This window comes from Halalkalicoccus subterraneus (assembly GCF_003697815.1).
Classification (GTDB): Archaea; Halobacteriota; Halobacteria; order Halobacteriales; family Halalkalicoccaceae; genus Halalkalicoccus; species Halalkalicoccus subterraneus.
On record NZ_RDQG01000004.1, the window covers coordinates 15,972 to 29,741 of the forward strand.

Genomic DNA, 13,770 nt, shown 5'->3' on the forward strand with positions numbered 1-13,770 from the left:
ACAATGGTCGTCGGAGACATCGCAACTGGCACGGACGTACTGATAATCGGCGCGGGTCCTGGTGGGTATGTGGCCGCCATCCGCGCGGGACAACTGGATCTCGACGTGACGCTCGTTGAGAAGGACGCCTATGGCGGGACCTGCCTGAACCACGGCTGTATCCCTTCGAAGGCGCTGATCACCGCCACCGGCGTCGCCCACGAGGCCGGTAACGCCGAGGAGATGGGCATCCACGCCGACCCCGCGATCGACATGGGCGGGATGATGGAGTGGAAGGAGGGCGTCGTCGACCAGCTCACAGGTGGCGTCGAGAAGCTCTGTAAAGCGAACGGAGTGAACCTCGTCGAGGGGACCGCGGAGTTCGACGGCGAGAACAGGGTCAGAGTCGCTCACGGCGGCGAGGGCCAAGGGTCGGAATCGATCGAGTTCGAACACGCGATCGTCGCCACCGGCTCGCGCCCGATCGAGATCCCCGGCTTCGAGTTCGACGGCGAGCGGATCCTGAGCTCGCGGGACGCGCTGGCACTGAAGTCGGTGCCCGACTCGCTAGTGATCGTCGGCGCGGGCTACATCGGAATGGAGTTAGCAGGTGTGTTCGCGAAACTCGGCACCGACGTCACCGTGGTCGAGATGCTCGAGGAGGCGCTGACCGGCTTTGCGGACGACCTCGCGAAGCCGGTGGTCGACACCATGGAGGACCTCGGGGTAGAGATCCGCCTCGGCGAGGCCGCAAGCGGATGGGAGGAAACCGGCGAGGGAATCGCCGTCACGACCGAGACCGACGGGGGCGAGGAGACGAGCTACGACTGCGAGAAGGCGCTCGTGGCCGTCGGCCGGGCGCCGGTGACCGACACCCTCGATCTGGAAGCCATCGGGCTCGAACCCGACGGGGACGGTTTCCTCGCGACCGACGACCGCGCGCGGACGAAACTGGAGCACGTCTTCGCGGTCGGCGACGTCGCGGGCGAGCCGATGTTGGCTCATAAAGGAATGAAGGAGGGCCAGGTCGCCGCCGAAGTCATCGCGGGCGAGCCGAGCGCGCTCGACTACCAGGCGGTGCCCGCGGCGGTGTTCACCGAGCCCGAGATCGGGACTGTCGGACTGAGCCCAGAGGAGGCCGAGGACGACGGCTTCTCGCCGGTCGTCGGCCAGATGCCGTTTCGTGCGAGCGGGCGGGCGCTCACGACGGGCCACACCGAGGGGTTCGTCCGGATCGTCGCCGACGAGGAAAGCGGGTTCGTCCTCGGGGGGCAGATCGTCGGTCCCGAGGCCTCCGAACTGATCGCTGAGATCGGCCTCGCGGTCGAACTGGGCGCGACACTCGAAGACGTCGCGGCGACGATCCACACCCATCCCACGCTCTCGGAGGCGGTCCACGAGGCCGCAGAGAACGCGCTGGGACACGCGATCCACACGCTGAACCGCTGAGCGCGCGGACCCGCGCGGGTCCACGACGGGCTACAACGAGCGTTCGGTAGGCGAGTGATACCGGTAGCCGGGGATCGACTCGCCCGAGAGGTCCACGGTACACTCCCGACAGTACTGGTAACCGGGGTCGTTTTCCGCCCCACACTCGCGACACTCGACCCGCGAGTCCTCGCCGTCGTGCTCGGTGGAGTCGGCTCGGTCGTGTGGCGTTGATGCGGACCGGCGGCGATACGCGAGGTAGAACACCACGAGCAGCTGGACGGTCACGAGCGCGAACGCGATCTCGATGGTCCAGGTCCCGAGCATCGGTCTAGCCGGGAGCATGGCGAGCGTGCACTTAGTGATTGTGGCGGCCTACGACCGGTGGACGATACGTGCCACAGCCACAGGGTCGAACGCCCGACGACGGGAACTCCGGAGAGAACGCCCGCGAACTCGGCGGCGATCGGGGGTTTCTCCCAAGGGGCGACGAGTACCGAGAGCGGCCGTCGATTCGCTCGCACACCGGACCCGAGTCCTTTTTGCCCTCACCGCGAAACCCGCACCCCATGAGGGCAGTCACACTCGGGCCGGCCGGGACGTACTCGCATCGGGCGGCGAACGCGGTCGCCGGCGAGGTCGACTTTCGCGAATCGGTGACGGGTATCGTCGAGACGGTCGCCACCGGCGGGGCCGACCGGGGCGTGATCCCGATCGAGAACAGCATCGAGGGCAGCGTCACCGAGAGCCTCGACGCGCTCGCCGACTACGAGGTGAGCGTCGTCACGGAGATCGTCACGCCGATCCGCCACGCCCTGCTCGCCCAAAGCGAGGAGTTCGAGACGGTCGCGAGCCACTCGCAGGCGCTCGCCCAGTGCCGGGAGTTCCTCGAAGCGGAGTACCCCGACGCGAGCCTCGAATCCGTCGCGAGCACCGCCCGCGGTGTCGAACTCGCCCGCGAGGACTCGGCGGTGGCGGGGATCGGCCACCCCGAGAACGCGGGAAGCGAACTGCGGATCCTCGCAGAGGACATCCAGGACCGCAACTCGAACGCGACGCGTTTTCTCGTCGTCGCGCCCACCGACGCGCGCTCGGAGGCCGGCGGGAAGTCCTCCTTTATCGTCTATCCGAGCAAGAACTACCCCGGCCTGCTGCTCGAACTGCTCGAGGCGTTCGCCGACGAGGACATCAACCTCTCGCGGGTCGAATCGCGCCCGAGCGGCGAGCGACTGGGCGATTACCTCTTCCATATCGACTGTGAGGCCGGGATGTACGAGCAGCGAACGGAGCGGGCGCTCTCGCGCGTCGAGTCGATCGCCGAGGACGGCTGGGTACGCTGGCTCGGCTCGTACGACACCCAGCACGTCCTGTACTGATCGGCAGACATCGTCCGCCGCCACCGTGGGAAGGGCACCGCCGCCCCGAATCGACGGGGGGTTCGGCCCCGCGAGACGACGTGTCCCTCCCGATTAATCAGTCGATAGGGGGCGGGGCCGACAGACACAACACGGCCCGAGGTAGTACCTACTCCCATGCCATCTCATGCCCTTTATCCTCACCTCGACGGACCCCTCTTCGAGATGGCCCAGCACCAGCGCGTCTTTCCCGACTCGAAGACGCTGGTCGACTGCGTGCCCGCCACCGATCCCGACGAGATAGCCGAGCTGTTCGAGGGAGATCAAACGGACTTGGAGCGCTTCATCACCGAGCACTTCGTCCTCCCTGAGGATCCCGTCACGGGAGTCGACTCCTCGGCGGTGTCGATGGAGTGGTACATCGACGGGCTCTGGGAGCACCTGATCCGCGACCCGATCGAGACCCGCGAGGGCGAGACGATCATCGACCTCCCACACCGAAGCGTCATCCCGGGCGGGCGCTTTCGCGAGCCGTACTACTGGGACAGCTACTTCATCGCCGAGGGGCTCGCGGTCACCGACCGGCTCGACCTGATCGACGGGATCGCGGCGAACTTCGCGTCGATGGTCGAGCGCTTCGGCTGCATCCCCAACGGGGGGCGGATCTACTACGCCAGCCGGTCGAACCCGCCGCTGTACCACCGGATCCTCGACTTGCTCGCCCAGCAACGGAGTCCCGAGGCGGTCTTCGAGTACCTCCCGGCGCTCGAACGCGAGTACGAGTTCTGGATGGACGGCGAGGACGACGTCGACGCGGGCGAGTCACACCGCCGGGTCGTCGGCCTCGACGGGGGCGTTTTGAACCGCTACTGGGACGACGAGGCCCATCCCCGCGTCGAGTCCTACCACGAGGACGTCGAACTGGCCGAGCGGAGCGACCGGGATCCCCAGCAGCTCTACCGGGACGTGCGGGCGGCCTGCGAGTCGGGCTGGGACTTCTCCAGCCGCTGGCTCGCGGGTGAGAGGCTGGAGACGATCCGGACGACGGAGCTCGTTCCGGTCGACCTCAACGCCCTCCTCTACGGTACCGAGCGCTCGCTTGCGGGCTGGCACGACCAGCTCGGCGACGAGGAGCGCGCGGCGAGCTACGCCGAGCGCGCCGCCCGGCGCCGGGCGCTGGTCGATCAATACTGTTGGGACCCCGAGGCGGGCATGTACTTCGATTACGTCCGGACGGAAGGAGAGCGCTCGGAGTCCCGAACGTTGGCGACTGCGGCGCCGCTGTTTACCGGCATGGCGAGCGAGGAGCAGGCGGCGGCGGTCGCAGGAACGCTCGAATCGGCGTTCCTCCGGCCGGGCGGGCTCGTGACCTCCCTCACCGAGTCGGGCCAGCAGTGGGACGCTCCGAACGGCTGGGCGCCGCTACAGTGGCTCGCGGTCGTCGGCCTCGCGGGCTATGGACACGACGAACTCGCGACGGAGATCGGCGGGCGGTGGCTCGACCTCAACAGGAGCGTCTTCGACGAGACGGGCCAAATGCTCGAGAAATACGACGTCGCCGGTGGCGGCGGGTTGGGCAGCGGCGGGGAGTACCCCCTGCAGTACGGCTTCGGCTGGACCAACGGCGTCGCGCTCGCCCTGCCGAACCTGTTTTACTGACTCAGAGGAGCAGTTCCCACAGCTGGCCCGTCGAGCCGGCCCCGCAGTGACAGCCCGAGACGCGCACGACCGTCCCGGCCGCACCGCCCGCGAGGACGGTCCCGATGATCGCCCCGAGGCGGGAGCCGGCGAGCGCCATGAGGAGGCCGGCCACGAGCAACACGGCCGAGAACTCGGTGACGTAGAGCCAGTTTTCCCCGATCCCGATCGACGCGAGTACGACGAGTGGGTCCGCCCCGGCGGTTTCGAGGGGGATCCGACCCGGCAGGAGGGTCGGCTGATAGAGCGGGCCCCGAATCGGCGTCCGGTGGATAAGCGCCGCGACCGCGAGGGCGAACGCCGCGATCGGGACGAGCGCGAGGGACGCCCGGCTCCCGAGGTCGGGTCGCGACGGGACCCGGGAGTGGCTCACGCGGACTCGACCTCCCGCCAGCCGATCTGCCAGTTGGCGAAGAGCCGGACGAGCCACGAGGAGATCGCCCCCAGCACGCCGATGGTGATGATCCCGACGATGATAGTGGGATAGGACCCGCTGGTGTAGGCCGACCAGGTCAGGAAGCCCAGCCCGGTACCGCCGGCGACCATCTCGCCGGCAATGAGGTTGACCCACGCAAGGCCCATGCCGACGATCATGCCGGCGTGGATCGCGGGCAGCGCGCTCGGGTAGATCACGTGTCTGAAGGTCTGGAACGAACTCGCTCCGAGCGACTGGGCGGCCCGCGAGAACTCGACCTCGACGCCGCGGGCGCCCTGGATCGTGTTCAGCAGGATCGGGAAGAAGGCACCCAGGAACGTGATGAACATGATCGAGAGCTCCGAGGCCGGCAACACGAGGATCGTAAAGGGGATCCACGCGATCGGCGGGATCGGCCGCAGCATCTCGAAGGCGGGGAAGGTGAGGTCGGCGAAGACGGTATACCGCCCGATGAGCAGCCCGATCGGGATCGCGACGGCCGCCGCGACGACGAAGGAGACCAGTACGCGGACCGTGCTGCGAGCCACCGAGAGCCAGAAGTCCGGCCGGTAGAACTCCTCGACGAACGAGCCCGCGACCGCCGTCGGCGTCGGAAGCCCCCCGACGATACCCAGCCGAGTGACGGCGAGCCAGAGGATCGGGACCGCGAGGATCGACGCCAGTCGGACGAGGCGTCTGCGCGTCTCCATCAGACCTCGCCCTCCTCCTGTTCGAGCGCGCGCTGGGCCTCCTCGCGGATGACCGACAGCGCCCGCTCGCGCAGTTCGGTGAACCGGTCGGTCGTGACGACCTCGGGGTCACGGGGTCGGTCGAGGTCGACGTCGATGACGTCCTTGACCTGACCGGGCCGGGCGGTCATGATAACGACGCGATCGGCCAGCAGGATCGCCTCCTCGACGTCGTGCGTGATGAACAGGACCGTCCGATTGTCGCGCTCCCAGACCTCGATCAGCTTCTTCTGCATGATCTCCTTGGTCAGGGCGTCGAGCGCGCTGAAGGGCTCGTCCATCAGCATGATGTCCGGGTCGTTCGCGAGCAGGCGCGCGAGCTCGGCGCGCTGTTGCATCCCGCCCGACAGCCCCGAGGGATAGGCGTCCTCGAAGCCGTCGAGGCCCATCTCGTCGAGAATGCTCCGGGCGCGGCCCTCCTCGACACCCTCGTTCATTTGGGGGCCGAACTCGACGTTCTCCTGGACCGTCTTCCAGGGGAACAGCCGGTTGTCCTGAAAGACGACGCCCCGTTTGGGATCGGGACCCGAAACCGGATCGCCGTCGACGATCACCTCGCCCTCGGTGGGTTCGAGGTAGCCCGCGATGCAGTTCATGACGGTGCTCTTCCCACAGCCCGACGGCCCCAGCAGCGCGACGAACTCCTCGGCCCCGATGTGCAGGTCCATGTCGTCGACCGCGACGACGCGTTCGCCCTCGGGGTCGTAGACCTTCGTCAGGTCCTCGATGTCGATCGCGCCGGTCTTCTCGGGTGTCGGTTCGCCCTCCGCCGTCGGTTCGTGCGTGGTCTGTGATTGGTTGCTCATTGGTAGTAGTGGTGTGGTGGTTCGAGGATCAGTCGATGGTCTGCCACTCGGTCAGTCGGTTGCCGATCCGGTAGACGACGGTCGCAGACGCATAGCCCAGAATGCCGATGGCGATCATGCCGACGGCGACGACGTCGGTCTGGAGCAGGCGATAGGCCTGGAAGATGATGTAGCCGATCCCGATCCCGCCGGCGATCATCTCGGCGGCGACGACCGTGATCCAGGCCAGGCCGACGCCGGTCGAGACGCCCGTGACGATCGAAGGTAGGGTCGCCGGGAAGATCACGTGCCGGAAGACCTCCCGGGAGTCCGCGCCCAGGCTTTCTGCGGCGCGGAGGTACTCCTCGTCGACGGTGCCGACGCCCTCGATGGTGTTGACGAGAATCGGGAAGAACGCCCCGAGGAAGACGACGAAGATCACGCCGCTTCGGAACGTCGGCATCAACAACAACGCGATGGGGACCCATGCGACCGGCGGCACCGGCCGGAAGACCTCCAGGGCCGGGAACAGCGCGTCCTCCCAGCGACGGCTCGCGCCGATGAGCAGTCCCAGCGGGATGGCGGTCACCGTGGCGAGAACCATCGCGACGACGACACGCATCGCCGAGAAGGCCGCATGTTGGTAGATCGTCGCCCCGCTTCCGGTCATCGGCGCGCCGAGCAGCGCGGAAACGAACGTCGACAGCGCCGGTACGGGGCCGACGAACCGTCCGAAGCCCAGCACCTCAAGCCGGACGAGCGCCGCCCACAGGGCGAAAAACAGGACCACCGACAGCGCCTGTCGGGCCCGTTTCGTGATCAGGGGCACCGTTCCCGCGCCGAAGCGACGCTTGACCTGTTCGACGGTGCTCATCGTTCGGCCTCCCGGAGCGGGTTCCAGTCGACTTCACTCCTGAGTTCCTCGACGGCCTCCCGAAGGAGGTCGATCCGGTAGCGCTCCTCGGGTGGGAGCTGCGGGATGACCTCCTGGTTCTCGTAGAGGAACTCCGGAGCGCGCTCCTTGAACAGCCGGTTCGCCGGGTCGACGGCCTCGTAGTCGGTGTAGAACAGCAACCGTTGGACGTCGGAACTGACGTCGAGGTTCTCGTAGAGGGTCGCGCGGACCGTCTCGCGGTCGTAGGCGCGCAGTTGGCCCTCCTGTTTGATGAGGTCGACCGCCCGTTCGGGCTGGGTGGCCATGATGTGTTTGGCCTCGAGTTCGGCCTTGAGCCAGCCCTTTGCGGCCTCGGGATGCTCCTCGACAAGCGAGTCGAGCATGAGCAGCCCGGCGGCGTCGTAGAGGTCGTACTCCGCCCCGTGAAGGCGTACTCCGCCGCGTCCTGCTGGATGACCGACCGGGCGACCGCGGGCTCCCAGCCGACGCCGACCGGGATGTTGCCCTCGCGAACGTTCGTCGAGATCGTCGCCATGCCCTGGTCCGAGAGGTTCGGCTCGATTCCCTCCTGGTCCATGATCTCGAGGATGAACCGGTGGGTACAGCTGCCGGTCGTGACGCCGACCTCCAGTCCGTCGAGATCCGTCGGCTCGCTGACCGACGATCCCGAGGGAACGAAACAGAGGTTGCACTGTTGGCCCTGTGAGAACCCCGCCACGGCGACCAGATCGATCGGCGTCTCCTCGTTTGCCAGCGCGGTGATCGACGGCATGTCGCCGGTGTAGCCGATGTCGTTCTGGGTGGAGATCATCTTGTTGCCGATCACCGCCCCCTGAAGGGCGACCTCCCAGCTCCCGACGGAGTAGTCGTCGGGGAGGTGTTTGTCCGCGAGGCCGGCGTGTCGAATCACCAGCGCCGACCACGATTCGGTGTAGAAGGGCTGGTAACCCACGATGAACGACTTCTCGTCGAACGCGGCGGCAGTCCCTCCCAAAATCCCGGTCTCGGTACAGCCCGCAAGCAGACCGGTCCCGGCCGCGCCGGCAGTCGCCAGTGCCCTTCGTCGAGTGATCGTTCGAGTCGATGCCCGTTCGTCGCTAGTCATAGTCGTGAAGATCCATAGTCTACCGTTCGAAGTCGCCGCAGTGGTGCTCCCACCGTGATGATGGGATAAATAATTCGTCGCTCGTTATCAGTGGGTATTTTCTCTTCAATCTCAGAACGGTTAGGCTTGATGATGCAAGGTGGTTAAGTGTGAAGGGGCGAAATCGCCGGAGTATAGAACTGTCGAGGGAGTTTTCATCGGAATCGCGTAAACGATGTGGGAACGACAGGGCGATCCGTCGCTAGTGGCGGAGGCGACCGCTTCGAGATCGGCCGCCGGTAGTGCCGTCCCGATCAAGAGGAAGTGTGTTCCACGGTTCCGAGCATCGCTCCAGGGAGGTATGCACGGGGTGTTGGTAGATGGAAAGCTATAGGGAGATCTCCCGACCATCCGTATATAAGAAATGAGCGAACGGGACTACGACCACACGGCGATCGAGGAGCGCTGGCAGGCGGCGTGGGCCGACGCCGACGCCTACCGGACCCCCGACGACGCCGAGGACCCGACGTACGTCCTCGGGATGTACCCCTACCCGTCAGGCAAACTCCACATGGGCCACGTCCGCAACTACACGATCACGGACGCCTACGCCCGGTACCGCCGCATGACCGGCGACGAGGTGCTTCACCCGATGGGCTGGGACGCCTTCGGCCTGCCCGCCGAGAACGCCGCCAAAGAGCGCGACACCAACCCGCGCGACTGGACGATGGACTGCATCGAGACGATGCGCGGCCAGATGAAGTCGATGGGCTTCGGCTACGACTGGGACCGCGAGATCACCACCTGTACGCCCGAGTACTACAAGTGGAACCAGTGGCTCTTCGAGCGCTTTCACGAGGAGGGGCTGGTCGAGCGACGCGACGCCGAGGTCAACTGGTGTCCCAACTGCGAGACGGTGCTCGCCGACGAGCAGGTCGAGGGCGAGGAGGAGCTCTGCTGGCGGTGTGACACCCCCGTCGTCCAGCGCGAGCTCGAACAGTGGTTCCTGAAGATCACCGAGTACGCGGACGAACTCCTCGAAGCGATCGACGAGCTGGAGGGATGGCCCAACTCGGTGCGCCAGATGCAGCGCAACTGGATCGGCCGCCAGTACGGGACCGAACTCGAGTTCGATGTGGAGGGCCACGGGAGCGTCGAGGCCTTCACCACCCGCGTCGACACGATCCACGGCGCGACGTTCTTCGCGCTCGCGCCCGATCACCCGATCAGCGAGGCGCTGGCCGACGAGGACGACGAGATCCGCGAGTTCGTCGAGGAGGAGGCGGACCCCGAGGGCGACGAGCCCAACGGCGTTCCGACGGGGCTGACCGCCACCAACCCCGCGACGGGCGAGGAGATCCCGGTCTACGTCGCGGACTTCGTCCTCTCGGACGTCGGGACTGGCGCGCTGATGGCCGTCCCGGCCCACGACGAGCGCGACCACGCCTTCGCGACGAAACACGACGTCGAGATCCGGCCGGTGATCGCCCCCGAGCCAGACGACTGGGATGGCGAGACCGTCCCGGAGGCACCGGACGTCGAGGCCGAAGCGTTCACCGAGGACGGCGTCCTCGTGAACTCGGGCGAGCATTCGGGGCTCGACAGCGAGACGGCCCGCGAGCGCCTGACTGAGGGGATCGAGAGCGCCGAGGGCTCGACGCAGTATCAGCTCCGGGACTGGGGGATCTCTCGACAGCGCTACTGGGGGACGCCGATCCCGGTCGTCCACTGCCACGACGACTGCGGGGCCGTCATGGTGCCCGAGGGGGACCTCCCCGTCGAGCTTCCCGAGTTCGTCAACACCACCGGCAACCCACTCGATGCGGCCGAGGAGTGGAAGGAGACGACCTGTCCGGAGTGTGGCGGCCCCGCGGAGCGCGAGACCGACACGATGGACACGTTCGTCGACTCCTCGTGGTATTTCTTGAGGTACGTCTCGCCCGATCTGGACGACGTGCCGTTCGATCGCGAGCGGGCAAACGACTGGATGCCCGTCGACCAGTACGTCGGCGGCATCGAGCACGCGGTGATGCACCTGCTGTACTCGCGCTTCTTCACGAAGGTGCTCGCCGACCACGAGGGTCTGGAGCATCGCGAGCCGTTCGAGAACTTACTCGCACAGGGAATGGTCCAGCTGGAGGGCGAGAAGATGTCGAAATCGGTCGGCAACACCGTCTCGCCCCAGCGCATCGTCGAGGAGTACGGCGCCGACACCGCCCGCCTGTTCATGATGCAGGCGGCCCAGCCCGACAAGGCGTTCGACTGGAGCGAGGACGGGGTGCAATCGACGTACGCCTTCCTCGATCGGCTGAAGGGGTCAGTCGAGACGTTCGCCGAGAACGAACCCGCGGGCGAGGACGACGCCGTCGCGGGCTACGTCGCGAGCGAGATCGACGCGACGATCGCCATCGCGACCGACGAGTACGACGCGCTTCGGTTCAACGAGGCGCTGCGGGAGGCCCAGGGGCTCGTCCGGACCCTCCGACAGTACGCCGAGTACACCGAACCCCACGCCGAGACCTACGGGCGCGGGCTGTCGGCGGTGGTCCGGCTGCTCGCGCCGGTCGCGCCCCACCTCGCCGAGGAGCTCTGGGAGGAGCTGGGAGAGGAGGGGTTCGTCGTCGAGGCCGACTGGCCGGAGGCCGAGGCCGATCGAACGTTCGTCGAACAGCGCCGCCGGCTGGTCGAGAACACCCGCGGGGACGTACGCGACATCGTCGAGGTCGCCGGAATCGAAGACCCCGAGCGGATCGACGTCGTGATCGCGCCCGACTGGAAGTACGACGCTCTGGAGATCGCCATCGACAGCGACGCCGAGAACCTGATCGGCGAACTCATGGGCGAGGACCACATCCGCGAGCAGGGTGACGCCGCCGCGAGCTACGGCCAGGACCTGCAGGCCGAACGCGAGGCCCTCTCGATGACCCTTTCCCCCAAATCGGAACACGAGGCCCTGGAGGCGGCTGCGTGGCTGCTCGAACGCGAGTTCGACGCCGACGTCGAGGTCGTCCGCGCCGACGAGGCCGACGAGGAGGTCGTTCGGAAGGCCGAACCCGGCCGCCCGGCGATCCACATCGAGGACTGAGCGCCGATTCCCCTGAAAACGGCGCGAAAAGGGTTATCCTGCCGGACGTTCTATCGGCGGTATGAGCGAATCGGACGGTTCCACGGTGAAGAAAGCGCTCAGAACAGTGACGCCATCCTACCGGGGGCGGCCGGACCGGGAGATGAACGTCATCGGGCTCGCGTATTTCCTGATACTGTTGGTGGTGCTCGTTCCCCTGCTCCCGTTCATGATCATCGTCTGGGTGCTGAGCAAGGTCTTCGGAGCGATCCGGCAGAAGGCCGTCTGAGGCGCTAGTTGAGGCCGAGCAGGTCGAACGGGTAGCCGTTGTCATTCTCCTCGGCGTGTTCGTAGACGACGTGAGCGGCGGCCACGTCCTGAATGGCCAGCCCCGTCGAGTCGAACACCGTCACGCCGTCCTCGGGTGTTCTCCCCACCACGTCGCCGACGACGATCTCGCCGATCGCGGCGTGGATGTCGTCGTCGGTCAGCACCCCCTCGTTGTAGGGGACGTTGATCTCGCCGGAGTGGGTCGTCTGGGCGTGGTCGTCGATGACGAGTTTCGCGTTCAGTAAGACCTCGTCGGCGATCTCGTGTTTCCCTTCGGCGTCGGCACCCATCGCGTTGATGTGGGTGTGCTCGCCGACGGCCTCGGACGAGACGATCGGGTCCTCGACGGGGGTAACGGTGGAAAGGACGTCACACGATGCGGTCTCCTCGATCGACCCGCCCCGCACCTCGAATCGGTCCTCGAAGGTGGAGACGAACCGCTCGACGCGCTCCTCGTCGAGGTCGCTGATCACGACGCGTTCGATGGGACGAACCTCGGCGATGGCTTCGAGTTGGGTGTACGCCTGGACGCCCGCGCCGACGATCCCCATCGAGCTCGCCCCGGCGACCGCGAGGTGGTCGGTGGCGACCGCCGCGGCCGCGCCGGTGCGCTGCATCGTGAGTTCGGTCCCGTCCATGATCGCCAGTGGTACTGCGGTCTCGGGGTCCGAGTAGACCATCGTCCCCAGAACCGTGGGTAGCTCGTGGTCGGCGGGGTTGTCGGGGTGGACGTTGACCCACTTGATCCCGGCGGCGTCCCACGATCCGGCGTCGAGGTAGGCCGGCATCGAGCGGAAGTCGCCGTTGTACTGGGGCAGGTCGATGTAGGATTTCGGCGGCATCTGGGCGTCGCCGCGCTCGTAGGCCGCGAAGGCGTCCTCGACTGCGGGAATGAGTTCCGACAATCGGGTGTTCTCGGCCACGTCGTCGCCGTTCAAAAGCAGCGTTTGCATAGCGGCAACTATCGCGGAGTCCTACTTAGTTCCATCTGAACGCGGAGAGGATCCCGGCGAGGAAGTTTCGGTACTCCGCACGAGAGTGGGCCGATATCCCACGCGGGTACTGCCTGCAGCGGTCTTATCAACCCAGGTACACCGTATGACGTATGGGCTTTCGAACGACAGCCGGCTGGTCGCTCATCACGTCCGGAATCGTCACGCTCGTGCTCGCGTATCTACCGTATCCCTCGTTCTACTGGGGGATCGGCCTCCTCGTCGTGGGAGTCCTCCTGTTCGTGACCCGACGGATCATCTAACGGATCCGGTGGAGGGCGTCGAGACTCTAGCGTGCCGTCGCAGGCACCCGCCGTTAAGGACGTCCCGAAAGCGTCGCTTCCGACGAAACGACGGCTCGTCAGTGCGGTGGCGGTAATTAACGATAAAAAAACGAATCCAGGTCGGAAACGGTTGTGGGGCTGTTCTCTCGGAGCGAAGCGTCGGTGAAACGTCAGGGTCGATGTGATCCGGCCTACGCCCTCATCACATAGCCTTGACCGAGCTTCACTCGGTCGTGCGATGAAGTGTCTCCGTTCGTTCGGAACTCACATCGCGCCGCCCATGCCGCCCATTCCGCCCATGCCACCCATACCGCCGGGCGCGCCGCCCTCGTCGTCGCCCTTGTCCGTCGAGAGGTCGCCGGCGGAGATGATGTCGTCGATCTTGAGCACGAGGTTCGCCGCCTCCGTCGCGGAGGTCAGCGCCTGCTCTTTCGCGTGGGCCGGCTCGACGATACCCGCTTCGAAGGTGTCCTCGACGTCGCCCGAGAACACGTTCAGACCGGCGTGCTCGTCGCCCGACTCGTGAGCCGAGCGCAGGTCGACGAGCGTGTCGATCGAGTCGAGACCGGCGTTCTCCGCGAGCACGCGGGGAACGAGTTCGAGCGCGTCGGCGAAGGCCTCGACCGCGAGCTGTTCGCGGCCCGAGACGGAGTCGGCGTAGTCGCGCAGGCGCGAGGCGACCTCGACCTCGACCGCACCGCCGCCCGCGAGC

Annotated in this window: 15 protein-coding genes; 7 read left to right on the plus strand and 8 right to left on the minus strand. The window is 66.7% G+C overall.

Going from position 1 to position 13,770, the window contains the following annotated elements:
- The first annotated feature begins 3 nt into the window (after positions 1-3).
- Positions 4-1,428, plus strand: coding sequence for a dihydrolipoyl dehydrogenase (gene lpdA, locus EAO80_RS00605; RefSeq protein WP_122088010.1), 1,425 nt, complete (start codon positions 4-6; stop codon positions 1,426-1,428).
- A 30-nt stretch (positions 1,429-1,458) separates the two neighbouring features.
- On the opposite strand, the gene EAO80_RS00610 is transcribed toward lpdA, so the two are convergent.
- On the minus strand, positions 1,459-1,734 hold the full coding sequence (locus EAO80_RS00610; RefSeq protein WP_122088011.1) for a DUF7577 domain-containing protein: 276 nt from the start codon (positions 1,732-1,734) through the stop codon (positions 1,459-1,461).
- A 242-nt stretch (positions 1,735-1,976) separates the two neighbouring features.
- On the opposite strand from EAO80_RS00610, the gene pheA reads away from it, so the two are divergent.
- Both pheA and EAO80_RS00620 read left to right on the plus strand, forming a co-directional pair.
- Complete coding sequence (gene pheA, locus EAO80_RS00615) at positions 1,977-2,783, plus strand: prephenate dehydratase (protein ID WP_122088021.1); 807 nt, start codon at positions 1,977-1,979, stop codon at positions 2,781-2,783.
- A gap of 156 nt (positions 2,784-2,939) precedes the next feature.
- The gene (locus EAO80_RS00620) at positions 2,940-4,421 is read left to right on the plus strand and encodes a trehalase family glycosidase (protein WP_162993817.1); all 1,482 of its coding nucleotides are present in this window, start codon (positions 2,940-2,942) and stop codon (positions 4,419-4,421) included.
- A 1-nt stretch (position 4,422) separates the two neighbouring features.
- On the opposite strand, the gene EAO80_RS00625 is transcribed toward EAO80_RS00620, so the two are convergent.
- Genes EAO80_RS00625 through EAO80_RS20160 form a run of 5 tightly spaced genes read right to left on the minus strand, consistent with a single transcriptional unit; the run spans position 4,423 to position 7,687 of the window.
- Entirely contained in the window at positions 4,423-4,833 is a 411-nt protein-coding gene (locus EAO80_RS00625) for a hypothetical protein (protein ID WP_122088013.1), read from the minus strand.
- On the minus strand, positions 4,830-5,585 hold the full coding sequence (locus EAO80_RS00630) for an ABC transporter permease (RefSeq protein WP_122088014.1): 756 nt from the start codon (positions 5,583-5,585) through the stop codon (positions 4,830-4,832). Before EAO80_RS00630 ends, EAO80_RS00625 begins: the two co-directional genes overlap by 4 nt.
- On the minus strand, positions 5,585-6,430 hold the full coding sequence (locus tag EAO80_RS00635; protein ID WP_122088015.1) for an ABC transporter ATP-binding protein: 846 nt from the start codon (positions 6,428-6,430) through the stop codon (positions 5,585-5,587). Before EAO80_RS00635 ends, EAO80_RS00630 begins: the two co-directional genes overlap by 1 nt.
- Positions 6,431-6,458: 28 nt before the next feature.
- Entirely contained in the window at positions 6,459-7,283 is an 825-nt protein-coding gene (locus EAO80_RS00640; protein ID WP_122088016.1) for an ABC transporter permease, read from the minus strand.
- Positions 7,280-7,687, minus strand: coding sequence for a substrate-binding domain-containing protein (locus EAO80_RS20160; protein WP_245998375.1), 408 nt, complete (start codon positions 7,685-7,687; stop codon positions 7,280-7,282). The genes EAO80_RS00640 and EAO80_RS20160 overlap by 4 nt, the downstream gene beginning before the upstream one ends.
- On the opposite strand from EAO80_RS20160, the gene EAO80_RS20165 reads away from it, so the two are divergent.
- The 3 genes from EAO80_RS20165 (at position 7,661) to EAO80_RS00655 (ending at position 11,741) form a co-directional block, all read left to right on the plus strand.
- Positions 7,661-8,089 carry a hypothetical protein gene (locus EAO80_RS20165; RefSeq protein ID WP_245998376.1) on the plus strand — a complete coding sequence of 143 codons (429 nt, stop codon included), beginning with the start codon at positions 7,661-7,663 and terminating at the stop codon, positions 8,087-8,089. The genes EAO80_RS20160 and EAO80_RS20165 overlap by 27 nt on opposite strands.
- Positions 8,090-8,812: 723 nt before the next feature.
- Positions 8,813-11,473: a leucine--tRNA ligase gene (gene leuS / locus EAO80_RS00650; RefSeq protein WP_122088017.1), complete on the plus strand. Its 2,661-nt coding sequence runs from the start codon at positions 8,813-8,815 to the stop codon at positions 11,471-11,473.
- A gap of 61 nt (positions 11,474-11,534) precedes the next feature.
- On the plus strand, positions 11,535-11,741 hold the full coding sequence (locus EAO80_RS00655; protein ID WP_122088018.1) for a DUF7535 family protein: 207 nt from the start codon (positions 11,535-11,537) through the stop codon (positions 11,739-11,741).
- A 4-nt stretch (positions 11,742-11,745) separates the two neighbouring features.
- Here the strand turns inward: EAO80_RS00655 and EAO80_RS00660 are convergent, their stop codons facing one another.
- Positions 11,746-12,735 carry an ornithine cyclodeaminase family protein gene (locus EAO80_RS00660; RefSeq protein ID WP_122088019.1) on the minus strand — a complete coding sequence of 330 codons (990 nt, stop codon included), beginning with the start codon at positions 12,733-12,735 and terminating at the stop codon, positions 11,746-11,748.
- Between the two features lie 152 nt (positions 12,736-12,887).
- On the opposite strand from EAO80_RS00660, the gene EAO80_RS19330 reads away from it, so the two are divergent.
- The gene (locus tag EAO80_RS19330; RefSeq protein ID WP_162993818.1) at positions 12,888-13,037 is read left to right on the plus strand and encodes a hypothetical protein; all 150 of its coding nucleotides are present in this window, start codon (positions 12,888-12,890) and stop codon (positions 13,035-13,037) included.
- 285 nt (positions 13,038-13,322) lie between these two features.
- Here the strand turns inward: EAO80_RS19330 and EAO80_RS00665 are convergent.
- Positions 13,323-13,770: TCP-1/cpn60 chaperonin family protein (locus EAO80_RS00665; RefSeq protein ID WP_281272969.1), on the minus strand; the 448-nt coding region annotated here is incomplete at its 5' end.